This is a genomic window from Acetobacterium sp., assembly GCF_039830195.1.
Taxonomy (GTDB): domain Bacteria; phylum Bacillota; class Clostridia; order Eubacteriales; family Eubacteriaceae; genus Acetobacterium.
This window is the reverse complement of the sequence record NZ_JBDODG010000027.1, coordinates 12070-35627: the sequence shown is the minus strand read 5'-3', so window position 1 is coordinate 35627 and position 23558 is coordinate 12070. Positions and strand designations below refer to the sequence as shown.

Sequence of the window (23558 nt, the reverse complement as noted above, 5' to 3'; positions counted from 1 at the left end):
TCGATATTCTAATACTATTTCTTAACCAAAAAATTAATCGACCTATATGCTCCTTTAATTTACTGTCACCATCTTCTTTCAATGAAACACTACAATCGTAAATATGATTTCATTTCTACAATAAACCACATTATTTTATTATACGCCTTTTAAATAACGTTTTCAAAACATTTATTGCCTAAATCCATGCCTTTTCCTCACCATTTAAAAATCTCTGACATTTGTCAAAGATTTGAACTCATTTCGCTAAAAATGCTACTTCATTTCCACCTCTTTCATCATACACCACTCTCCAAAAATTTCAAGATGTGGCAAAACATGTGCCAGAATTTTTTTGTGTAATTCAAAAATAACCTGCTGTTAAAAGTTCGATTATGCAGCCGCAGCCTGATCGACAATTCAAGTTACTCATATTTTTTCGAGCTATCGAAAACTCTTGCTTCAAGACTAACTTGTCGTTACCGAAAACATAAAAAAAAGGATGCCCTTTTTACGACATCCTGTTTTTTTTATTTATATTTGCTTGTTAATGGGTTCACCTCGTTAAAAATCATCCCGTCCCGGCACAAAAAACTCCAGGAATTCCTGATCTGCTTCGCTGACCAGAAAGCCGTGGGTGACGCCACTGGGGATATAGATGGATTCTCCGGGTTCCAGATGGGTGATCGTTCCCGCAACGCTGACATCGGCACAACCGCTGATCATATAATCAATCTGGGCCTGGGGGTGGGCATGGCAGGGCGGGATGGTGCCGGCTTTCACGGTCATCCGGACCAGCCCGCAGGCACTTTCGCCAACCATGATCTCTCTGGTTACGGTGGGCGGCAGTTTCATTTTCATCTTGCTCAGCCTTCTTTCAGATGATAGAGGGTTCGCAGGTCTTCCGGAGTGAGCTGGGTTTTCTCCGCGCCACTAAATTCATGGGCGACCACCCCCCGATCCATCATAATCAGCCGATTGCCATAGGCAATGGCGTCTTCCAGGTGATGGGTGATCATCAGCGCGGTCAGATGATCCTTCTCTACAATCCGTTTGGTAAAAGCCATCACGTCATCGGCGGTTTTGGGGTCCAGGGCGGCGGTGTGCTCATCCAGTAAGATCAGTTCCGGAGGCTTGATGGTACACATAATCAAAGCCACCACCTGGCATTGTCCGCCGGAGAGGTTTTTAATTTTAGCGTCCAGCTTGTTTTCCAGACCCATATCGGCCTCAGCCAGTTTGTCCCGGAAGATTTCCTTTAGACTTTTAGTTAGGGCCCAGTTGAAATTCTTACGGTTCTGCCGACCATAGGCCAGAGCCAGATTTTCGGCCACGGTCAGATTCGGGGCGGTTCCCCGCATCGGACTCTGGAAAACCCGGCCGATAAATTTGGAGCGCTTGTGTTCCGGCATAAAGGTAATGTCTTTTTCATCCAAATAGATATAGCCATCATTAGGCAGGATGGCCCCGCTGATCAGATTGAAGAGGGTCGACTTGCCGGCGCCGTTATTACCTAAAATCGTCACAAACTCACCATCATCGACGGTCAGGTTCAAGCCATTCAAAATATGATTATCGACCCCGTTGTCGATGGTGAACTTCTTTCTCAAGTCGCTGATCTTAAGCATGGCGGTCCCTCTTTTTCAATTGATAGTTTTCCTTGTAATACTGATAGGCCGGAATCGCCAGGGCAATGGTGACAATCACGGCGGACAACAGTTTCATGGCATAGGCCGGGAAGATCCGGGTGCTGATGGCCAGGGCCAGGATAAAACGGTAGATCACCGAGCCCAGCAGACAGCTGAACATCCCGGCCAGGATGGTGCGACGGCGGATAAAGGCCTCGCCGATAATCACCGCGGCCAGACCGACAACCAGCATCCCGGCGCCGGAATTCATGTCGGCGTAGCCCTGATCGCTGGCTACCAGTCCCCCGCATAGTGCGATCAGACCGTTGCTGATCATCAGACCGACGATTTTATAAAGATCCACACTCATGGATGAGGAACGGGCCATCATTTCATTGTCACCAATGGCGCGGATGCAGAGGCCGCAGTTGGTTTTAAAAAACAGTACCAACACCGCCATGGCAATCACCACAAAGATTAGTGACACCACAATTTTGGCAAGTTCAAATTCCATCGGCAATAGGCCTCCCAACAGATCATAGATGCTGGTAACCCCCAGCAACGTCAGGTTGGACGAACCCTGCATCACCATCAGATTAATGGTATAGAGGCCGGTCATCGTCAAAATCCCCGATAGAATAGCCGGAATCCGCAGCTTGGTCTGGAGCAGCGCGGTCACCAGACCTGCCAGCCCGCCGGCCAGCAGCGCCAGGATAATTCCCAATACCGGGTGACCGTTCACTACTGAAATGCTCATCACGGCCATGCCAAACACAAAACTTCCTTCGGCGGTTAAATCCGGGGTGTTTAATACTCTAAAACTGATGTAGATGCCCATCGCAATGAGACTATAGATGAGTCCCAGTTGCAGGGAACCGATGGCTAATGACATAATTGTTTTCTCCTTTAATAATCGCCCGTTGCTGATTGTTTGCTATTCTACTATGGTAGCCGATTGACTGAGTTCTGCTGAAATCTGAATTCCGATGGCATCGGAAGTAGTTTGATTAATTACGGTATCGGTGGCTTCCACTGCGACTGCCGGTATTTCAGCCGGGGTTTTGCCTTTTAGAATTTCAATTGCCATATCAGCCGATGTTGCTCCAATAGCAGCATCACCAATGGCCACGGTTGCCAATGCCCCGCTGTTAACCATCACTGCGGAACTGCCGTAGACTGGTTTTTTAGCTGCTTTAGCCGCTTCGGCAACGGTCGGCATGGCATTCTGAATCACGGAGTCATTGGGAATAAAGACGGCATCTACCTGACTTAACAGCCCATCAATGGCCTGCTTAACTTCAGATGAGTTGGTGACAACTGCTTCAACAATTTCATAGCCCTGGGCAGTCATGTATTCTTTGGCTTTGTTGACAGTACTGACGGAATTAACTTCACTGGTATTATAAATGATCCCAAAGGTTTTTATCACGGGTGTCATCGTTTTTGACAGGTCAATAATTTTAGCTACCGGGATCGGATTGGATGTTCCGGTGGCGTTGTAATCGGGGTTTTCCATGGTGGTAACAATACCGGCCTTAACTGGGTCAGACACGGCGATAAAAACCTGTGGTGTTTCCGACTTCATGTTAACAAATGCCTGCGTTGCCGGGGTGGCCACGGTGGCCACTAAATCGTAGGTTCCATCTGACATTTCCTGGGCAATGGTATTCATGGCTGAGGCATCACCCTGAGCATTCTTGACGACAATTTCCATCTGCTCTTCAGAATATCCCTGATCGCGCAGCTCCTGAATAAAACCATCCCGCATGGCATCAAAGGCGCCGTTTTCGATGGTTTGAATCACACCGACTTTTAATTTCTTTTGCTCAGTGCCACCACTGGTTCCCGATGATGCACAGGCCGCCAATGACAGGGTCATGGCCAGGGTTAAAACAATCGCCGTAATTTTCTTGAATACATTCTTTTTCATTTCTTTTTCTCCTCTTTTTTTATTATTTGGTTTTTATTTTGGGGTATTTTTATTGATCGCTTCCAGCTCCAGAAAGGCTGCTTGCAGCATTTCCCGGGTGATCTGATAGGGGTTGTGGCGGATATCGGCCATCTGGGTGATTGCTTCCAGACAGGGTTCCAACTGCTCATAATCCAGATCCAGATCGGCCAGGGCGTGGGGCAGTTGGGTTTCGCAATTAAAATTGTAGACCCGCTCAAATTCTTCCCGCTGGCCATCCACCAGCAGCAGGATCAGAATCCCAAAGGCCACGATCTCACCATGAAGGTGGGTTTTATCATCAAAGCCGGGAATATTGGTGAGGGTATAATAGATGGCGTGGGCCAGACCGCTGTTATAGTCCGGGGTATGATCGAGGGTGACCAGAATCGACACCAGGGCAGTGGTGACAATGACGATCATCGCGGCCTGCTCAAAGGCTTCAGTGACAATTTTTTGCTGATTGGCTTGAAGTGCCTGTGCCCCGTGTTCAATCACGCCGTCGGCACATTGGCGGCTGATATTCACACCCATGGCCAGGGCGTGATTCAGGGCTTCGCCCCGGGATGAAATCGAGGCCTCATAATATTTGGCATAGGTATCACCCAGCCCGGCCCAGAGGTATTTCACCGGTGCCTCAGCCAGTACCCGGGTCTGGATAAAAGCATGCTTGGGCGGTTCTTTTAAAAACTCCGGTTTTAAAAAGCCGCCGTCCGGGCCGTACATAATCGAAACACTGGTACAGGCAGAGCAGTTGGAGGCGATCGTCGGGAATGAAAAAATCGGCTGACCCACCTGTTCGGCCACAAATTTCCCGGTATCCAACACCCGTCCGCCGCCGATGGCAAAGATCATTTCGGCATCGGTCGCAGCGATTTCTTTTTTCAGCTTCGCAACATTTTCATAGCTGCACTCACCCCCATAGTGCAAGGTTGCCACCACGGTAAGTCGACTCTTGCCAATCGCCGCATCCAGCGCTTGGGCGGCAGCCCGATAGCCGTGATCCCCAACAATCAGCACCACCTTTTTGCCATAGTGGCCGCAGACCTCATCAATATGGTCGTAGCTCGATTCGCCGACGGTATAGTTTGATAAATTTACACTGTATGTCATCCTGCGTCTCCTTCTTTCTTTTTCCAAAAAACAAAAAACTCCTGTCCTGAAATAGGACAAGAGTTAAAATTCCTGCGGTACCACCTAAATTGATGTCCTCAAGCCGAGTTGAGATCCATCCACTTTGAACGCACAAACATACGCTTTCCTGTGATAACGGACGGAACCCCCGTTGAACATTACTAAGCCTGCGGCCGTTCTTTTCACCCTCATGAATCCATTCCCGATGGCGATTGCTGCTGCATTCACACTGTCTGCAACTCACTGAAGCATCTTTCTGATCGGTACTACTTTCAATCAAAGGTTTGTTTCTACTAATTGTTTGCATGATATCATAATCCGGACAGCTTTGTAAAGAAAAACATCAACTACCATCATTTGAAAACGTTCTTAGTTTCTACTTTTCTCGCTGTTGCTGGCCGGCTTCCCGGTTGACCAGCCAGATCCCGACACTGACGCAGGCCAGAGAAACGAGAATCCGCAGATTCAGAAAGGCTTCGCCGAGAAAAAGCCCGGACAGCATCACGCCAAAAACCGGGATCATAAAACCATAGATGGCCACAATCCCGACCGGGTTGTGTTTAAGCAGGATCGCCCAGATGGTAAAGGCCACGGCGGACAAGGTGGCGAGATAACCGAGCAGCAGCAATCCCGGGATGGTGATCTGGTTGATCGTGCCGCCCATGATCAGGCCGACCACAATCAGCACCACCCCGCCGATCATCAGCTGATAGGCGGTCAGGATCATCGCGTCGCTTTTTTTGGTAAAGACCCGGGTCATCACCGCGCCCAGGGCCGAGGCAATACAAACCAGAAACAGAAAACCATCCCCGATCAGCGAAAAACTACTGCCGATCGTTCCGCCATTGAACTGGATGATGATCACCCCGGCCATGCCCAGCAGACAGCCTAAAATTTTGGCCCGGGTCATCTTTTCGTTTTTCAGGATCAGATGCGCAAAGAGAATCGCAAAAAAGGTGGAGGTGGCATTGATAATCGCCGCCTTCACCCCGGTGGTATTGGCCAGGCCGATGTAAAAGAAAATGTACTGGAGGGTGGTCTGCACCAATCCCAGGCTGATCATCCGACCCCATTCATCGTCGCGCGGGACGACGATTTTTTGATAGTAAACGCTGGTAATAACCCAGGTGAGTATCCCCGCCAGGGTAAAACGATAACCGGCAAACAAGACCTGGGCGCCGGTTGTGTCGATATCAAAAAGGCCATAGCCTATTTTTACGGCGGGATAGGCACTCCCCCAGAGCAGGCAGCAAAGGGTTGCCAGGGCCAGGACAAGGCCTTTGTTCTGCAGTCGATCGGTCAAATTTTTCCTCCTGTTGATGCAGTTTTATTTTCTAACGCATTTTAACTAAATCATTTTATTTAATCAAATCAAACGGGCCACCTCATTGGCCGCCCAGATGGCGCCTCTAATATTATTAATCGCCTGACTGTCACCAATATTATAAACCTGGGGGTAGTCATTCTTTAACGCTTCATATAAGGCGTTGGTCGGTTCAAAGCCCACCGCAATCATTACATGATGGGCCGGGAGCAGTTGTTCCTGCCCGTTTTTTTCAATCACCGCCCCCACTTCGGTGACGGCGGTGAGGGTGGCACTGGTGATGATTTCGCTACGATAAAAGATCAGCAGATCTTTAAGCATCTGTTTGTTGGCCGGGGCCATGGGAATACCGGCGGCCAGAATATCCGGGGCGGAGTCCACAATGATCATTTTATGGCGATGCATAGCCAGATGGAGGGCCGCCTCACATCCGGCCAGGCCGCCACCGATGGCCGGACAGCGGGGTCCGACAAAGGTTTTATCGGTCAGTACATCAATGGCGTTGGTCACCTTTTCGCTGTCCATCCCCGGGAATGTAAGCGTCCGGGCTTCGGAACCCTGGGCAATAAAAAGGATCTCTGGATTGATGGCGGCTATTTTTTCAGGGGTTGCCGATTCATCCAGCCGGATCTCAACCGCTAAGCCTTCCAACTGCGTTTCATACCAATGGATCAGCTGCCGGTCGGTGGTTTTTAAGATCCGCTGGCTGCTGTATTTCAGCTTGCCTCCCAGGCCATAGCTTTTTTCAAAGAGGATCACCTGATGGCCCCGTAAGGCGCTGACCCGGGCAGCTTCCATGCCGGCCGGACCGCCACCGACGACCACCACTTTTTTCGGGGTTTCGGCCGCTACAATTCCAGAGCGCAATTCCCGGTTGCAGGCCGGATTAACGGTACAGGAGGCTTCCTGCCCGGCAATTAGCTGGGCCAGACAACCGTCATTACAGCCCAGACAGGGCCGGATATCTTCGGTCTGGCCGTTTTCTAACTTGTGGGGCAGCTCGGGATCAGCCAGCAGGGGCCGACCCAGACCCACTGCATCCAGCCAGCCTTGTGCCAGCGCGTCAGCAGCCAGTTCGGGATCCGCCATTTTTCCGGCGGCCAGGACCGGCACCGTCACAACTTTTTTAAGCGCCTCGCTGAGATTCAGATAAACGCCTTTATCAAAATAAACCGGCGGATATTGCCAATAGGAGGCTTTCTCCGGCATATCAATGCCCGCCGCCACGTCAAAACCATCACAGCCGGCGGCTGCCAGGAGTACGGCCGCAGCCAGGGCTTCCTCCAGATCACGACCCTGTTCCGCAAATTCTTCCCGCAGCAGGGCTTGCTGTCCCCCGGTTTTGAGATAACTTTTCATCGCCAACCGCACCATCACTGGAAAATCACGGCCGCAGGTAGCTTTGATGGCGGCAATGATTTCCGTCACAACCCGGAAGCGGTTTTGTAGCGTGCCGCCATAGCCATCGTCGCGCTGATTATAAAGCGCCAGCGTAAAACCATCCAGCAAAGATCCCGACTCGATTTCGACACCGTCAAAACCCGCGGCTTTGACAATTTTGGCGGCCTCGGCAAAGGACGCCACCAACCCCTGGATTTCAGCGCTGGTCATCGCATTGCAACCTCTGATTTGTTTCGCCCGGTCATCTCCAGCCAAACCGGCGGCCAGCTGCACAAAAATCCTGGCACCCCGGTCATGGACCTGCCGGGTCATTTCCAGACCTACAGCGATATAGGCCGCGGGGTTTACCAATGGCGCTGGATCAGTGCAGGCAATCTTTTTTTCACCAGAACCGGCCACCTCATTGGCGCCGGTAATGATCAACCCTATCCCACCGGTGGCCCGGGTCACATAAAAAGCGATGGCTTCATCGGTGTAAGCCCCGTTTTCATCAGCCGTCGCAATCCCCATTGCCGGCATAAACAGCCGATTCTTCAGCTTAAGCTGATTGATTGTAAATGGTTCAAATAAAACTCTGACCTTCTTATCCATCATTTTACTGCTGCGCCGAATTTGCGGATATGGTCCACCATTTCCTGATAGGTAGTCTTCATTAACTCCGGCGGCAACTCGTAGAGTTCGATGCTGTGTCGCAGCTTGACCATGCCGTTCGCGACGATTTCATCCGCTGCCGTGATATCAAAATCCGCTTCGTAAACCACCTTGCAGTCGATACTGGCACCAAATTTACTGGCCAGTGATCCCAGCAGCATCCGGGCCAGCTGGTACTGCTCATCGATCACATAAAAATCCACATAGGTTTCCGGGCAATGGTCATCCCGTTCTTCCTCAATCAGGAAGCCCTGGCAGGCACTCATCGAAAAAAACACCGGAATGGCATTAATCGCATCCACCAATTCCCGAATCCCGTCATCAATATCATCAGGATTCTGTAAATAAGCCGCCTTGTCTGTTTGGCTAAAAACTGTGATGGGATTATTCGCAATCCCTAAAAATGATAAATCCATCTTGTCCTCGCTTTCATTAATTATTAAAAATTTCTGACCGGCCGGTCATTATGGCAGTAGCCGTTTAGAAAAAGATCATTCCGAACCAGGTGATCACATTATAGCCGTTCAAAAACGACAAGTTATGCTTTTCGCAGATATCCGTTACTGAGATGGCATGGCTTTCGACACAGGGATACATTTTATCGCGATGCTTGCAGGCCTCATCCGGGTAGCCGCAGTCCTCACAGATGGCACAGGATTCGGCAGTCAGAATCAGTTTGTCATGATAATCGCCAAAGACATCGGTTTTGATCGCCTCGACGATTTCGATATGCTCACAGCGCGTCGCCAACATTTCGTCCATATTGAGAATATCACTGACCTCCGAGATGGTGCTGAAAATAAAGGCATGCTCATAGCCCAGACACCGCTCTTTACATTCTTCCAGCGTGCCGACCGCCGGCGGGCAGGACCAGGAGTTGCCATACTGGGGACATTCCAACTTGCAGATGGTCCGCACCGCCTCGTAAAAATTAATTTCTGACGGATCAAAAAAGGCATATTCAAAAATGGGATATTCGGTGATTTTCTTTTCAATATTAGCTCTTGTCATTATCTTCTACCTCACTTATTTGCTTTATTTTATCACAATCGGATTAAATTGTCCTGATCAACAGCCAAAATCTCAATTGACGGGCTTGTTCGTCTCATTGTATAATGAAACAATCGTGAACGCAATACATCTGGGCATGACATCGTTGCATCAATTAAATGAATTATCCATAAACCTTCAAGAATGGAGGCGTGACGACCACGTCTCCATCTATTTTAATTTCAATTCAAAGTGATTTCTTATATATTTGTTCCACCGAAAAGGAGCCCTGCTATGGTTAAACCCAGAGTATTACTACTGATGATCATCTTTATGCTTACCATTCTGGGCGGCTGCTCGCCTCAAAACCCAACAATCGAAAAAAAAGCCGAGCAAGGCCGGCTTGACTTAACGCAAGTTAATATTAAAAATGAAATCATTCCGCTGGATGGCGACTGGGCCTTCTACTGGAATCAGTTCCTTGATCCCGCTACCATCGACCAGAGCGCGCTTAGCGGCTATGTCCCCTTCCCGTCATCCTGGAATAAATATGAAATCGATGGTGAAGCGATACCCGGCGCTGGCTACGGAACTTATGGGCTGACCTTTGTCGCTTCTGAAAAGCAAATTCTGGCGTTGAAGATTCCCAAGGTGCGCACCGCCTACAATCTCTTTATCAACGGCGATCTGATCGCCAGCGCTGGCACCCCGGGCCAAACCAGAGACACCATGGGGCCCCAGTATCTGCCCCAGATCGTCTCCTTTGAGGCGCTGGCGGGTGACAATCAAGTGGTTATCCAGATGTCCAATTTTTATATGTCCAGCGGGGGCCTGCTGAACAGCATTCTTCTGGGCGGAGAATCCCAACTTCTGGCCCTCCGTTATCGTGGCCTTGCCTATGAGCTGTTTCTTTTTGGCGCCCTGATGATGATGGGCGTTTATCATCTGGCTTTGTTTTTCTTCCGCAAAAAAGACCAGGCACCCCTTTATTTTGGACTGTTTTGCATCCTGATCGCGATCCGAACCCTGATGATCGGTGAGTCCTTTCTGTACTTTGCCTGGCCGGATCTGGACTTTGTAATCACCCGAAAAATTCAGACCCTGACTTATTATCTCGGGGTGCCCCTGATTCTGATGTTTTTCCGGACCATTTTACCCGACTACTTCCATGCCCGACTGACTCAAATTGTTCTGATTTTAGGAATTGCCTATACTGCGGTAGTGATTTTAGCCCCGACCAATATTTACTCCGCGATTAACCCACTCTACCAGATCTGGACGATTTGCCTGATTGTCTATTTACTTGCCATGCTGTTGAAAATTGCCCGGCACGAAGAGCCAAACAGTGGCCTGATCGTATTGGGTGGTCTGATCCTGATTGCCACCTGCTTCATTGACATCATTACCCTCAGCCCCTGGATCAACGACAGCTGGCCACCGCTATTACGGATGATTTTCCAGGGGGATGCCAACTCTTCCACCGGGCAATTGATCTTTGCCGGTCTCTATTCCCTGTTGCTGGCCAAAACCTTTACCGAATCCCTGGATCACCGCACCATCATGAGTGAACAGCTCAGCGAGATCAATGATCATCTCGATGAACTGGTGGCCCAGCGGACCCGTGAGCTGACCGCCGCTAACCAGAAGGTGGAACAGCAGAATTTTGAGCTGGAACTGATCAATCATGAGCTGCAGCGGCTGTCCCTGCGTGATCCCCTGACCGAACTGTGGAACCGCCGGAAATATGATGAAACCATCCAGCTGGAATGGCAGCGCTGTTTAAGACAGCAACGACCGATCTCGCTGCTCTTTATTGATGTCGATTATTTTAAAAACTATAATGATATGTATGGCCATGTGGCTGGCGATGCGACGCTGATAAAAATTGGTGACACCCTCCGGGCAGCTTTGTCGCGGCCCACCGATATGGTGGTGCGTTACGGTGGCGAAGAGTTTATTGTCCTCCTTGCCGAAACCGGAAAAGCCGAAGCCCTGCTAAATGCCAACCGCCTGCGTGAAAAGGTTGAAGCCCTGGCCATTCCCCATCAGCAATCGGCCGTCAAAGACTGCATCACCGTCAGCATCGGGGTTGCCACCCTGCTGCCGGACCGCCATTCTCGGCATCAGGAACTGGTCAAAATTGCTGATAAGGCGCTTTATCAGGCCAAAACCAATGGCCGCAACCAGGTTGTCTATCTGGATCAATAGATCAGCCACGAGCCCCATGTTTTCACCAGAAGAGATCTGCCCCAAAAGGAACCCGCGCAACCCCACTCGGGTTCCTTTTCATTTTTTAATAAAAAAGATCCCTCAAAAACAGCACTGTTTCTGAGAGATCTTTGGCTGAATGCTACTACAGCGAATCCTTGATTTGCTGAAAATCATAACCCGGTGAAATATTGACGATTTCTTTTAGAATCGTTTGCGGCGGTATGGTTTCCGGGATTTTGAAAAGTGCATAGAAGTCTGTTGCTCCCATGCTTAAACTGTCCATCGCTTCCTGAATCGTCATGGAGCCTTTAATGGCGCTGACATCAATGGTACCTGGGGTTGATGCCGCTCCTTCGCTTTCCGATCCCCCGGCGTTGGCTTTGGCTTGATCGAAACTATATTCAGGCACCAGCGCTGAAATCTGCTTGAATTGCGTCTCCTTCGGGACACTTTCTGGAATTGCCAGTTGTTGATACACTTCCTCCAGGGTCAGACCGGTGAGGGTTGTCGCTTCTTCAATGGTGTTGTAGCCTTTGACTTCATAAATCGGAATAACCTCGCCCTGGGCAACGGCTAATGGCAATATCTGAAAATTACCGGTTAGTTGAGCGATCCCAATTGTTCCAAAGAACAAACCCACAACCACAACCACCATCACCAGCGGATGCACCGTTTTGCGGGCTACCTTGACTTCAAGCGCACCTTTAACCGGGCATGCCAGAACACAATCGTTACAGTTGATACACTCTGCCGTCGTAATCCGATCTGCTTTCTCAATCTCAATATTCACAGGACAGGATTTATCACATTTTTTACAGTGAACGCAAAGATTGTCATTGCGCTCAATTTTGGTCGGACTGATTTTTCCGATGATGGCATAAAAAGCCCCGGCCGGACATATATATTTGCAGAAAAAGCGGTCATAGAAGAATGACCCGGCGACTGTAATGAATAACAGGATAAAACCGAATATAGCTAAAGGATCCTCTTCAATCGAACCGGATATCACCGATATATGGGAAAACGCTGCGTAAGGATCATAGGGTGCCATCCACAGGCTGCCATAATACCAGGCCATTCCCACCGTAAAAACTAACACGACATATTTGAAATATCGCAAAATCCGATCAACTTTTGAGGGGATGATAAAACGCTTTTTAAACAGCTTTTGGCCGATCTTCGCAAACACTTCCTGCAAGACCCCAAAGGGACAAAGCAACCCGCAAAAACTCCTGCGAAACAGCACTGCCAGGGCCACAGTCAAGACCAGTAAAACAACCGTCCCCGAATAAATCTTCTTGATAAAAGTCCCCGTCAGGAGCAGCGTATACAAGCTTTCCAATGCGCCATAAGGACACAATGCATGAATCGACGGGGCTTTTCCGCCGCCCAGGACCTGATGCATATACGATTCATAAGTAACCCAGATAAGCAAACCCACCAATATCAGCAATCTTGACCATTTTGCCGCTTTGTTCCAATCCATTTTCATTATACTACCTCTCTTTGTAAAATATTATTTTGCCAAATAAATTGTAGGTTTGCTTTGTGTCATTAGTGTGTCAAGCGAGTCTGCCAGCCAAACCATTCAGGCGCTTCTTGATCTTGGCATGCAGTACTGCAGAACCAAATAGCATCATGCCCTAAAGAACCTGTCAGTTTTCTGGCCGGTTCTTTTTGACATCATCGCGGTGCATTATTCTTATTCGTACCGCTGATGCTCCCGGGTCAGGGTGCACTGGTCGTAACGACCGGCAAAGAGGTGCTGCATTGCCCGGGTAATCGCCCCAGGGTCGTCATAACGGTAGATCGTGTCCATCCCGGATACCATATTGTCGCTGACCATCCAGCCGGCGCCGAGCACCTTGTCGATGACAACCTCGCCCCAGGGATCGTCAATTGAGGATTGCAGGGCGATGGTGGCCGTGGCCGGCTCCCAGCCGTAAAAGCGTGAGGGACTGTCGTAATAAACGATCTCCATATCAGCAAATCCCTGGGCATTCATCCTATATTTATGGAGCAGGCAGCCGCCCGGGGTGACAATCGGTTGTTCCCGGCTGCAGCCTTCCTGGGGCTGGGCAAAACCGGGATCGTTATACTGACCGATTTTTAGCTCAATATCCAGCAGCCGCACCCCTTTGCGTTCGATGAAACAGCGGCCGCTATCACCGGTGCGATCGACGACGATGCGATCGCAGAGCTTCTTGGGCAGTCCCGAGCTCTCGCGGCCGGAGAAAGCCCCCATCAGTGCCCCGGGCCCGGACAGCTGCAGGCCGAGGAAATAGACCCCGGTTTTGTCCCCCAGCCGGGTCATCAATCCGATGCCGCCTTCCATGTACCAGGGGGCAAAGGTTGGCTCCCGGATATTTACCACATAAGCATAGAAGATCGTTTCACCGTTTTCTTCAATCACTTCCAGCGGCGGCGGCACCATGCTCCGGGCCTTTTCGGTATTGGTCAATCCATAAAACTGGATGCCATACTGCCAGTTCATGGCCGCACCGTTCATAAAATTGCCGAGGTCTTCGGCGGCGATAAAATAACTTGCCTGCATTGTCTTCTCCTTTCGAAAACTGCGGTGTTTCGTAATGATAGGTTCTGTTAACTCAACGTTTATAAGTTTCTATTCAATCAAAAGCGCCAATTGCCCTGCTTTCGCGCCCGGGCAACTTCCAGAAAATAATCGTCCAGTCCTTTTTGCATCGCCGGATCGGGACTCATGGCATTTTTGGAGCCTTCCAGATCATTGTCATCACCGCAGATCAACCGCTGGTTGTTGCGGACTCCGGTGAGGATCCGGGTCGCGGACTGCATTGGGGTTTGGGCATAATCCGGGGCCTTGACATCAGTGAAAATAGCGGTGGCGGTGGTGCCAGGGGTGGCGGAATTGACCTTGATATTGTCGTCCCAGAGCTCATAGCGCAGGGTCAGTCCCAGCATATTCAGGGCCGACTTGGTGACGGCATACATCGATTGAAGGGCCATCGGCGACCAGGCAATGCCGGAAATAGTATTGACAATCTGACCGCCGCCCTGGGCCTTCATATAGGGAATCACATGACGGATGCCATAAAGAGCACCATAGAAGTTTAGATCAAGGGCCTTTTTCCAGTCCTCGTTGGTCAGCTCGGTAAAGCTGCCGTTTAAACCGGCGCCGGCGTTGTTGAACAACAGATCGATCCGTCCGCCAAAGAATGCGGCAGCATCGGCCAACATCGCCTTAACGCTGTCTTCCAGGGTCACGTTACAGAAGATGCCGATGATTTTACCGGGATAGGCGGCCTCCAGCCGGGCGCTTTCTTTTTCCAGGTTGGCCTTGTTAAAGTCAGCGATGGCCAACTTTTTGGCGCCGTTCTGGAGCATCGTTTCGGCCAGCGCATTGCCAATCCCTGAAGCCCCGCCTGTCACCACAGCCGTCTTGCCGACAAAGTAATTATCAAATCCGTACATTTCTTCTTCCTCCTTTATTTTTATCGCCATCAGTCCTGTGATGGCTGAGCCACTGAGGCCTTGCCGTGAGCATCCTGGGTGGCCTCGAGAATCCGTCCGCAGGTGCGGGCGTCGCCAATGATGCAGACGTGTTCAAATGCATCCCTGAAGCTGTCGACCACTGCTTGTCGGGGCCGGACGCCCAGGGCCAGCACAATCCAGTCCGCATCAACCGTGATAATTTGATCATCGGCCAGACGCCGGAGTTCAATCCCGGTTGGCGTCGCCTTTAACAGTTGATGGCCGGTCAGGATCTGGGGCCGGCTTTCGATAATCCGTCCCATTACGTCAGCGACCACCGTCGGGTACATCCCCGGGCCGACTTCCGGGAGCATTTCAATCAGGGTCAACTGACAGCCCCGGGCCGCCAGGACCTCCGCCGTTTCCAGCCCGGTCATGCCGGAGCCGATCACGGCCACCCTGCCGGCGGGGGTAGCCCGGCCCAACAGCACCGCCTCGGCGGTTACCACCTGGTCGCCATCCAGGCCTTCGATAGCCGGGATCAGGGGTTCGGCGCCACAGGCAATAAAGACCCAGTCCGGAGCCAGCGCTTTAACCTTGGCCACCGTCGCTGCTTCACCGAGGCGCAGGGCAATCCCGGCCTTGTTCACCTGGGTTATCAGCGAATCGGTATAGGCGGTGATCATCGCCTTGCCATAGCCCTTGTCAGCGGTGTTCAGGGTGCCACCGAGGCGCTCCCCGGCTTCAAAGATCACCGGTTCAAAGCCGCGCGCCTTGAGGGTCAGGGCCGCTTCGATTCCGGCCGGCCCGCCGCCGATCACCGCTGCTACCCGACCGCCGCCGTTGCGTTCCGGCTGGGCATATTCCCGCTCCCGGCCGGTTAGCGGATTGACCGCGCACTTGATCCGGTGAAGCTTAACAATTTCCCCAAAACAGCCCAGGCAGCCAATGCATTTGCGAATCTCATCAGCCCGGCCGGAAAAGGCTTTGTTAACCCAGTCGGGATCAGCCAGATGACCCCGGCCGACCCCCACAAAGTCGACGGCTTCTTCAGCCAGCAAGGCTTCAGCGGCCTCCGGGTCTTTGATATTACTGACCCCCAGTACCGGAATCTGCACCACCGCCTTGATCGCCGCGGAGAGGCGCTTTTTGTTGCCCTGGGGAAAGGTGCCGGGTTCGATGCACTCCAGCGAATAGGTGCTGACGTTGATGGCGTCGGCCCCGGCCGCTTCCAGAACCACCGCGATTTTCTTCGCTTCGTCCAGATCAATGCCGCCGGCGAACATTTCCTCAGCGTTGATCCGCACCGATAGCGGAAAACCCGCCCCGCAAACCTGGCGGATGCCTGCGATAATCTCGGTGACAAAGCGCATCCGGTTGTCAAAACTGCCGCCGTAGCGATCGGTCCGGAAATTCATCGCCGGGGACAGAAACTCGTTGATCAGATAACCATGGGCGCCGTGGAGTTCGACCCCATCGGCCCCGGACATCTTGACAAAACTGGCGGCCTGGATGAATTTTTCGACATGTTCCCGGCATTCCTCGGTGCTCAGGGCCCGGGGCATTTCGCCGCCGGCCGGATTGGCCACCGCTGACGGCGCCACCGGCTGAACCCCGGCAATCATGGTTGACGCTTCGCGACCGGGGTGCTGGAGCTGGACAAAAATTTTGGTATCGTATTTATGGACCGTATCGACTATCCGCTGCAGGCCGATGACGTCTGACGGCCGATAGGCGGCCAGCTGACAGGGCTCGCCAGCCCCGGCTGCGCCGTCGATCCGGGTCACCTCGGTGATGATCAGGCCGACCCCGCCCCGGGCCCGGGCTTCGTAAAAGGCAATAATATCATCATTCACCCCGCCGCCGGGCGCTGCAATAAAAACCCCCATCGCCGGCATAAACACGCGATTCTTCAGGGTCAGCCGCCCGATTTTTCCAGGCGCTTGCAATCTTTCAAACATCTTGTCTCCTTTCATTTTTGTGGCTGCATATAACGAATCAACAACAGTGGTACCAGGGCCTTAACCAGGACCGCCGTGTAAGCGGTGCGAATAAAGAAAAACTGAAAAAAGTTCAGCGATTCAAAATTAAAAAAGCTCAGCACCCCGGAATAAACCGTCACTGTGATCAGTATAATCGGCAGACAAAGTACCGCCGCCAGTAGCCAATTATTTTGCGGCAGCCAGGCAACCCCGGGATGCCGCTGTGACAGTCTGGGGATTTCCCCGCTGGCCACCGCTGATCCGAGCTTTTTGGCCAACGCCGGCACGGTCATCATGGTGATAATGATACCGGAAATGATCCCCCCGATGAGGATCCCCGCGCGCAGGGTGGGCGCGATCATGACGTAGTCGTCACTGGTAATAATGGTCCCGCCCAACACCAGACCCAGCACCATGTTCATCCCAAAATCGGTCAGCCAGCTGTTGTAGAGCTGTTGAAAATAAGAGATCTGCGGTAATGGCGGCTTGACCAGCGGTGAGGGTGGGGCATCCGCCGCCGGGTTTAAACCGGTGACATCCGGCTGGACGTAGCGGTAAATCGCCACCTCCAGTATTTTGGCACTGAGAAAACAGGCATAGACCATTTTGCAGACCAGCATCTGCCCGAACCGCAGCGTTTCAAAATCGTAGAAGATAAAGATCATCCCGTTGATCAGGGGCGTCAACAGACCAAAAAACAGGGCGCAAAGCAGCGCCAGTAAAAACGGATTCCGGGGCAAACGCATCATCATCCGGCTGACCGGTAAGTTGGCCGGCAGGGTCCTGTTAGCCTGAGCCCAGGTCACATAACGACGCACAAAAAAGACGTTGATCACGGCGGTCATTACCCCGCAGATCGCCGCATCAAGCAGAACATCCGCGAGACCAAAGCTTTTGCCCCAGTTGAGAGCCACCATCAGCGCAAGGTTGATCCCCAAGGTCAAGAGAATGGCCGTCGCATTGTTCATATAGGGAAGCCGCATTTTTTTTGGTTGCTTCATGATTTCACACCTTTCTATTTACTAGTTACCCATAAAATTAAAATAAAACAATTGAACTCAAAAAAAACGCATCAAAGGCTTGAATGCGTTTTACTGGCGGCTCTTTTGCCGGCCAAGATATCGTTTTCAGTTGTGCCGCAGCCGGCTCTTTTTCCCGCTGCGGATCGGTTTGCTCAAACGACGATCCGGTTTCGGCCTGACTCCTTGGCTTGATATAGCTTTTGGTCGGCGCGGTCGATAAAGGCTGTGACCGCCTCGCCCCGGTATTCGGCAATGCCGCCGCTGATGGTTATTTTCAGCCCCTCGGCAAATTGATAGGCTTCAATGCGAGCGCGGATTCTTTCACAAACCAGGCTGGCGCTGACCTGATCGGTATTGGGTAAGACGACGAGAAACTCCTCGCCGCCGTATCTTCCCACCGCATCCTGAACCCGGATATTGCCGGCAATGATATTCGCCGTTACCTGAAGTACCTGATCGCCAAAAACATGGCCTCTGGTATCATTAACCGTTTTAAAGTGGTCAATATCAAACATCGCAATCGCAACCGGCTGGCTGGTCCGGCTGGCCTCATGGATCGTGCTGGCCAGTACCGCCAGCACCGCTTTGCGGTTATTGATCCGGGTCAGAGCATCGGTGACATTCTCGGCTTCCAGCAATTTATTTTCATGCTCCAGCTGCAGCGCCCGTTCTTTTTTGGCAGTGATATCAAAAACGATCCCCGCCGCAAATTCGGCCTTCCCCTGGGCATCCCGCTGGGTTACCTTGCCGCGGTCATAAAACCACTTCCAGGAGCCATCCAGCGCCCGGATCCGGTACTCGCATTCGTAGACGTCAGTTGTCCCGGCCATATTTTGCCGCATTGCATCCATTACCAGCGGATAATCATCGGGATGAAGCTTATCGGTAAAAAAAGAATAGTTGACCGGGTCCGGTAGTTCATCGATGCGATAGCCCAAGGTTGTGACCTTCAGGGAATTGAACACGACATTGCCGGTTTTGAGGTTCAGATACCAATGGCCGAGATTGCCCGACCAGGCAAAATCAAGCCGGACTTCCTGCTCTTTTTCTGACAATAACTCTTTGTTTAACATCTTCAGCTCATCGATGATCTCAATCAGCTGGGCTCTGGTATAACGGGAATAATCCATGGCGGTTCCTCTTTTCATCTCAATCTTTGCTTCTTCTGCAATTAAACCCCGATGATCTTTCTGCGAGCGGCCCGGTTGCGGCCCTATTTTGATCAGTTCAGAGTACTTTTTTAATCGTCGGCGCCGACCAGTGACCATCGAGCACGGCGTCTTGGGGCAGATAAATCCGCATAAACAGATGGAAGTCATCGCTTCCAACCGGCAGCCAGTTACTCTGCCTGGCGGCCTCGGGCGGGCTGGACTGCACCAGAATATCCAATGAGCCATCTTCGTTTAATACAAAGCCGCTGCGGTCGTTGATGCAATAGCGGTTTAAGGCATTGTCGATCAGTAAGTTGTCACTGCCATAAGCCGTAATCGACCAGAAGCCGTTTGCCTGAGTCGGCGGCAGAGCATCTTTATCAAAGTGAATGATATAGGCGTTGCTGCCACTCAGCGTTTGCCCATCGCTGTCCTGATAAGCCTTCGGATAAATCGCCACCGCGGCAGGATTGGCGGCAATGCCATTTATGGCGATCAAAGCCCGAAATTTGTATTCCGTGCCGAACTCGGCAATCGGTTCGCCAAAGTAACTCCAGCTCCCCAGCGATGCCAAAAATTGCCCACAGTCCGGCGCCAGACTGCTGGAGCAATTGGCCACCATCGTTTGCCATTGCGCCGCGGCCTGATCGCCCAAGATCGTGGCATCGAAGCTCGCTCCCGGACCGACATTGATGCTGCTAAGCGCTTTGAGTAACGGTTCATCCGCGGCGGTCGGGGGATTGCTGACCATCAGTTGGTTGGCGGTGTCAAAAAATTCCTGGGGACTCATCGCCTGGACATGGGTAATCGGCACAAAATCGTGATCCGGATCAGCGGTACCGGCCTGTGGGGTATAGGGTTCGCCGGACTGGTAGGCCGCCAGCGGGATCAGCTGCATCTGATTCTGGATGGCGTAGACATTATCCAGATCGGCTTCGCCGTTACAGACAACCCGGATCAGCATCCATGACAGGTTGGTGGGCATGGCAACCTGTTTCATGTTGTCGGGCACCGGGCCCTGATAAGTGGGACCGGTAATCAGATAGGTCTGCTGCTCCTGGGTATCGCCACCGGAGCCAAGAATCGCCACTGCGTTGGTGTAGGCATCCATCACTTCGACTGAACAGAAGCGATCCGTCTGGGGTTTGACATAAACCATCGCTGTGTCCTCAAGATCCAGAAAGGCCTGGGAATAGACGGTGTCGACATTGGGGGTAACAATATCTGTTGAGGTAGCAGTGGCCAGACCTTTAGCGTGAATCAGTTGATTAACAGGCGCCCGGGTGTGGCTGGGCGCGACGGTATTGGTCATGGCTTCTTTGGTGGCATTGACCAGAACCAGTGGCAGACAGTACACGTAGGCATCGGAGACGGTTTGCCAGACATCGGTTTTTGCGGTTGCCGTAGCCGTTTTTTCGCTACAGCCTGACAGCGATGTCGCCAGAATGCCCAGAACCAGAATTAGTGCAAATTTGTTCTTCATTGTTTCGTCCCTTCCGAATTAAATAATATGAAAATTATACCATATTAATGCGTGCATGTCGTAGTGAAAGTTTAAATATGCCGTCAGCCGCAACGGGTTCCTGATTTTTTAAATTTTTATTTATCTCTTAATCAATATTAGTTTTGTTTTTGTTTTGTTATGCCAGTCGTTTGTACTGACGGATGTGCTGTCCTTTCTACTGCCGTAAACACTGTCACATTGACTGTGTTTTTAACGCAGAACATTGGGGGCGGCTAATAAATTTGAAGCGATAGACCTCATTGACTGATTGCCCGGCTATAAAACGGGTAATGTTTATACAAGATAAGTCTGCGTGCTCGAAGTCACACTTATTTGGGCAATGTGACGAAAGGAATGCTAATAATCATGATAACACCATTAACAGGCGCCTGCCTCATCGGTCAATCAGGCGGACCGACATCCGTTATTAACGCCAGTGCCCTTGGCTGCATTGAAGCTGCACTTGCTTCAGAACATATCACAACGGTTTACGCTGCCAAAAATGGCATCAAGGGAGTTTTAGATGATCGATTATATATTATCGATCTGGAGGATTCTTGTGAGCTTTCACTACTGAAGTATACTCCTTCCTCAGCATTTGGAACCAGCCGTTATAAACTTAAAGATTTCATAGTGGATGACACCGATTACAAGCGTATTCTCAAAACATTCCGGAAGTATGATATCCGTTATTTCTTATATAACGGCGGCAATGATTCCATGGATACCTGCAGCAAAATAAGCAGTTATCTGAAGTAGAACAACTTTGATTGCCGGATTATCGGCATCCCAAAGACCGTCGACAATGACCTTTTAGGCATGGATCACTGCCCCGGCTACGGTAGTGCCGCTAAGTTTGTTGCGACATCGTGCATGGAGATTTACAAAGATGCAAAAGTCTATGGAACTGGTTCCATAACGATCCTGGAAATCATGGGTCGAAACGCCGGATGGCTGACCGCTTCTGCCGCGCTAGCCACCTACAAAGGTCTTGGCCCCGATCTGATCTATTTACCTGAGATCCATTTTGACCTTGGCGATTTCATTGCCGACGTGAGCCGTATCTATGAAAAAAAGAGAGACGTTCTTGTCGCGGTTTCTGAAGGCATTATGGATAAAAATAGCACTTACATTGCCGCTTATTTTTCCGATCTGACCAAGCATACAGATGCATTCGGCCATTCCCGGATGGGCGGACTTGCCGCTGGCCTTGCCAGCTTTGTCGGCACAAAGATCGATACTAAGGTCCGCGGTATCGAATTCGGCCTTACTCAGCGATGCGCCGCCCATATTGCCTCAGGCACAGACATCGAAGAAGCCTATACAATCGGCCGAACCGCTCTGGAAGTTGCGCTTGACGGTGCCACCAATCAGATGGTCGGCTTTGAAAGAATTCCCGGAAAAGAGTACCAATGCCGGATAAAAATGTTCGATCTAATTGATGTCGCAAACGCTGAAAAGAAAATACCCCGAGAGTGGATCAATGCCGCCGGCAACGGTCTACTGCCGGCTTTCATCGACTATGCGCTGCCACTTATTCAGGGCGAAACCAAAATACCGAAAGAAGATGGTCTTCCCAAGTTCGCCAAGCTTAAAAAAATCACGACCCGAGATATCTAAATATTTACGGTACTTTTATTGTAGACGCAAAAAAACCTGCTACTTAACGTAACAGGTTCTATCTAACATCAATCTTGATGCGTAGTTCATGGTGGCGGAGAAGGTGCGTATCGATCAGTATCCCCTCCCATAAATTTTGTTATTATAATTACGCTATGACAAAGTTCTTTCTGTTTTTACAAAATTATTTGCTTTATGCAAATAATTTCTTTAAATGTCTTACTTTGCACTTTAAGCCTACAAACAAAACACCGCATATAACGGAATTGATAAAATATTATTTTCAAATCCAAAGTTCTTTCCCGAAATCCTAATCGAATAAACCGGATGATAGTGTTTGACATAGACCGATAAACTTCTTGATTTGACATTTTCCCTTGCTTTAACCTCAATGGGAAAAACATCACTTTGTTTCTCAATCATAAAATCAACTTCCGATGTTCCCGAAGTCCAGTAATATAAAGGGTATCCCTTTTGTATTAAAGCAGTGGCAACATAGTTTTCAGTCAGTGCGCCGATAAAAACATGATCATTACCTTTAATAATGTCATATTCATTGACGCCAGCCCGGTGCGACAACAGTCCAACATCACCCATATAGAGTTTAAATGAAGCCATATCTTTAAAAATAGCCAATGGATGTTGACCTTGTTCGACCTTCTCACATTTTAGGACGATTCCCGCTGCCAAAAGCCAATCAATTGATGCCCCAAATAATGATGCCCGGCCCCCCCTGGCAACAACTTTATATTGAAACTTTTTATTATCTTTGGCCAACTGCGCCGGTAGACTATCAAAACAGGCCATGATTTTCGTTGTGTCGCTATATGTTGCATACTTGGCCATATCCGCAACGTAGGCATTGATGATCGCTCCCTGGATTTCTGCTACCTCAAGCAAACTGTTGTTTTCTGAATATTCTTTTACTGCTTCAGGCATGCCACCGACAATTAAATATTCACGATAAAGGCCCATTGCCTTTTTGTGCAAAGCCGGATCCAGCGGCTCACGTTTTTCATAATACCCCCTTATTTCATCAGCCAACATTTCCTGATTCTTCGCCCACAGGAATTCTTCAAAATCCATCGGATACATTTGAATTTGATTAACTTTCCCCACCGGGAAACTGAAATCTTCACGTTTTATTGCCACGCCAAGTAAACTGCCCGCACCGATGACGTAATATTCTGGGGCATCTTCACAGAAATATTTCAAGCTTGTCAAAGCACGCTCACAGGCCTGAATTTCGTCAAAGACAATTAAGGTTGTCTCCTTATTAATTTTCTCACCAAAATAAACCTCAAAGCGATGAATTAAAAAGTCTGGAGAAATATTTCCCTGGAAATCTTCGGCTAATTCCCTGTTTAATTCAAAATTGATATAAATCGTGTTCTGAAAATGTTTTTCGCCAAAATATTTGATACTGGTGGTTTTCCCAATTTGACGAGCGCCATAGATTAGTGCCGGCTTACGAGAATTTTTATTTTTCCAGGATATTAAAACATCTTCAAATTTTCGCTTCATTATCATTCTCCATTGTGTTTTTTCTTTTAATTTACCATG

At 50.2% G+C, this 23558-nt stretch carries 18 protein-coding genes and 1 pseudogene; 2 read left to right on the top strand and 17 right to left on the bottom strand.

All coding sequences use genetic code 11. The annotated features are described in order from the left end of the window. Positions 1-543: 543 nt before the first annotated feature. From ABGU93_RS08295 to ABGU93_RS08255, 9 genes are all read right to left on the bottom strand, one after another. Positions 544-840 carry a cupin domain-containing protein gene (locus ABGU93_RS08295; RefSeq protein WP_347413002.1) on the bottom strand — a complete coding sequence of 99 codons (297 nt, stop codon included), beginning with the start codon at positions 838-840 and terminating at the stop codon, positions 544-546. Positions 841-845: 5 nt separating this feature from the next. Next, positions 846-1607: an ATP-binding cassette domain-containing protein gene (locus tag ABGU93_RS08290; protein ID WP_347413001.1), complete on the bottom strand. Its 762-nt coding sequence runs from the start codon at positions 1605-1607 to the stop codon at positions 846-848. After that, positions 1600-2499 carry an ABC transporter permease gene (locus ABGU93_RS08285; protein ID WP_347413000.1) on the bottom strand — a complete coding sequence of 300 codons (900 nt, stop codon included), beginning with the start codon at positions 2497-2499 and terminating at the stop codon, positions 1600-1602. Before ABGU93_RS08285 ends, ABGU93_RS08290 begins: the two co-directional genes overlap by 8 nt. A 42-nt stretch (positions 2500-2541) precedes the next feature. Then, positions 2542-3537 (bottom strand): ABC transporter substrate-binding protein, encoded by a 996-nt coding sequence (locus tag ABGU93_RS08280; protein ID WP_347412999.1) that lies wholly within the window; start codon positions 3535-3537, stop codon positions 2542-2544. Between the two features lie 33 nt (positions 3538-3570). Next, entirely contained in the window at positions 3571-4668 is a 1098-nt protein-coding gene (locus tag ABGU93_RS08275; RefSeq protein ID WP_347412998.1) for an iron-containing alcohol dehydrogenase family protein, read from the bottom strand. Positions 4669-5065: 397 nt separating this feature from the next. Beyond that, positions 5066-5992: a DMT family transporter gene (locus tag ABGU93_RS08270; RefSeq protein WP_347412997.1), complete on the bottom strand. Its 927-nt coding sequence runs from the start codon at positions 5990-5992 to the stop codon at positions 5066-5068. Between the two features lie 63 nt (positions 5993-6055). Next, on the bottom strand, positions 6056-8008 hold the full coding sequence (locus ABGU93_RS08265) for an FAD-dependent oxidoreductase (protein ID WP_347412996.1): 1953 nt from the start codon (positions 8006-8008) through the stop codon (positions 6056-6058). Next, positions 8005-8481: a hypothetical protein gene (locus ABGU93_RS08260; protein WP_347412995.1), complete on the bottom strand. Its 477-nt coding sequence runs from the start codon at positions 8479-8481 to the stop codon at positions 8005-8007. Before ABGU93_RS08260 ends, ABGU93_RS08265 begins: the two co-directional genes overlap by 4 nt. 64 nt (positions 8482-8545) lie before the next feature. Beyond that, positions 8546-9076, bottom strand: coding sequence for a DUF2284 domain-containing protein (locus tag ABGU93_RS08255; RefSeq protein WP_347412994.1), 531 nt, complete (start codon positions 9074-9076; stop codon positions 8546-8548). A 273-nt stretch (positions 9077-9349) separates the two neighbouring features. On the opposite strand from ABGU93_RS08255, the gene ABGU93_RS08250 reads away from it, so the two are divergent. Further along, positions 9350-11263 carry a diguanylate cyclase gene (locus ABGU93_RS08250; protein ID WP_347412993.1) on the top strand — a complete coding sequence of 638 codons (1914 nt, stop codon included), beginning with the start codon at positions 9350-9352 and terminating at the stop codon, positions 11261-11263. A gap of 145 nt (positions 11264-11408) precedes the next feature. Here the strand turns inward: ABGU93_RS08250 and ABGU93_RS08245 are convergent, their stop codons facing one another. From ABGU93_RS08245 to ABGU93_RS08215, 7 genes are all read right to left on the bottom strand, one after another. Then, entirely contained in the window at positions 11409-12758 is a 1350-nt protein-coding gene (locus ABGU93_RS08245) for a 4Fe-4S binding protein (protein WP_347412992.1), read from the bottom strand. A 210-nt stretch (positions 12759-12968) separates the two neighbouring features. Then, complete coding sequence (locus ABGU93_RS08240; RefSeq protein ID WP_347412991.1) at positions 12969-13820, bottom strand: acetoacetate decarboxylase family protein; 852 nt, start codon at positions 13818-13820, stop codon at positions 12969-12971. A 77-nt stretch (positions 13821-13897) separates the two neighbouring features. After that, the gene (locus ABGU93_RS08235) at positions 13898-14716 is read right to left on the bottom strand and encodes an SDR family oxidoreductase (protein ID WP_347412990.1); all 819 of its coding nucleotides are present in this window, start codon (positions 14714-14716) and stop codon (positions 13898-13900) included. 29 nt (positions 14717-14745) lie between these two features. After that, entirely contained in the window at positions 14746-16677 is a 1932-nt protein-coding gene (locus ABGU93_RS08230; protein ID WP_347412989.1) for an FAD-dependent oxidoreductase, read from the bottom strand. Positions 16678-16688: 11 nt separating this feature from the next. Then, the gene (locus ABGU93_RS08225) at positions 16689-17699 is read right to left on the bottom strand and encodes a hypothetical protein (protein WP_347412988.1); all 1011 of its coding nucleotides are present in this window, start codon (positions 17697-17699) and stop codon (positions 16689-16691) included. 173 nt (positions 17700-17872) lie between these two features. Then, positions 17873-18868: a sensor domain-containing diguanylate cyclase gene (locus ABGU93_RS08220; RefSeq protein ID WP_347412987.1), complete on the bottom strand. Its 996-nt coding sequence runs from the start codon at positions 18866-18868 to the stop codon at positions 17873-17875. 79 nt (positions 18869-18947) lie between these two features. Continuing rightward, complete coding sequence (locus tag ABGU93_RS08215; RefSeq protein WP_347412986.1) at positions 18948-20354, bottom strand: DUF1254 domain-containing protein; 1407 nt, start codon at positions 20352-20354, stop codon at positions 18948-18950. A gap of 390 nt (positions 20355-20744) precedes the next feature. On the opposite strand from ABGU93_RS08215, the pseudogene ABGU93_RS08210 reads away from it, so the two are divergent. After that, positions 20745-21995: pseudogene (locus tag ABGU93_RS08210) on the top strand (6-phosphofructokinase). A 237-nt stretch (positions 21996-22232) separates the two neighbouring features. On the opposite strand, the gene ABGU93_RS08205 reads toward ABGU93_RS08210, so the two are convergent. Beyond that, positions 22233-23519: an ATP-binding protein gene (locus ABGU93_RS08205; RefSeq protein ID WP_347412985.1), complete on the bottom strand. Its 1287-nt coding sequence runs from the start codon at positions 23517-23519 to the stop codon at positions 22233-22235. Positions 23520-23558 lie beyond the last annotated feature (39 nt).

Coding starts and splice junctions, on each gene's coding strand:
- ABGU93_RS08250 (WP_347412993.1), top strand. CDS start 9,350: ATGGTTAAACCCAGAGTATTACTACTGATGATCATCTTTATGCTTACC.
- ABGU93_RS08215 (WP_347412986.1), bottom strand. CDS start 20,354: ATGAAGAACAAATTTGCACTAATTCTGGTTCTGGGCATTCTGGCGACA.
- ABGU93_RS08275 (WP_347412998.1), bottom strand. CDS start 4,668: ATGACATACAGTGTAAATTTATCAAACTATACCGTCGGCGAATCGAGC.
- ABGU93_RS08280 (WP_347412999.1), bottom strand. CDS start 3,537: ATGAAAAAGAATGTATTCAAGAAAATTACGGCGATTGTTTTAACCCTG.
- ABGU93_RS08245 (WP_347412992.1), bottom strand. CDS start 12,758: ATGAAAATGGATTGGAACAAAGCGGCAAAATGGTCAAGATTGCTGATA.
- ABGU93_RS08295 (WP_347413002.1), bottom strand. CDS start 840: ATGAAAATGAAACTGCCGCCCACCGTAACCAGAGAGATCATGGTTGGC.
- ABGU93_RS08290 (WP_347413001.1), bottom strand. CDS start 1,607: ATGCTTAAGATCAGCGACTTGAGAAAGAAGTTCACCATCGACAACGGG.
- ABGU93_RS08265 (WP_347412996.1), bottom strand. CDS start 8,008: ATGATGGATAAGAAGGTCAGAGTTTTATTTGAACCATTTACAATCAAT.
- ABGU93_RS08285 (WP_347413000.1), bottom strand. CDS start 2,499: ATGTCATTAGCCATCGGTTCCCTGCAACTGGGACTCATCTATAGTCTC.
- ABGU93_RS08220 (WP_347412987.1), bottom strand. CDS start 18,868: ATGAAAAGAGGAACCGCCATGGATTATTCCCGTTATACCAGAGCCCAG.
- ABGU93_RS08260 (WP_347412995.1), bottom strand. CDS start 8,481: ATGGATTTATCATTTTTAGGGATTGCGAATAATCCCATCACAGTTTTT.
- ABGU93_RS08205 (WP_347412985.1), bottom strand. CDS start 23,519: ATGAAGCGAAAATTTGAAGATGTTTTAATATCCTGGAAAAATAAAAAT.
- ABGU93_RS08255 (WP_347412994.1), bottom strand. CDS start 9,076: ATGACAAGAGCTAATATTGAAAAGAAAATCACCGAATATCCCATTTTT.
- ABGU93_RS08235 (WP_347412990.1), bottom strand. CDS start 14,716: ATGTACGGATTTGATAATTACTTTGTCGGCAAGACGGCTGTGGTGACA.
- ABGU93_RS08225 (WP_347412988.1), bottom strand. CDS start 17,699: ATGAAGCAACCAAAAAAAATGCGGCTTCCCTATATGAACAATGCGACG.
- ABGU93_RS08240 (WP_347412991.1), bottom strand. CDS start 13,820: ATGCAGGCAAGTTATTTTATCGCCGCCGAAGACCTCGGCAATTTTATG.
- ABGU93_RS08230 (WP_347412989.1), bottom strand. CDS start 16,677: ATGTTTGAAAGATTGCAAGCGCCTGGAAAAATCGGGCGGCTGACCCTG.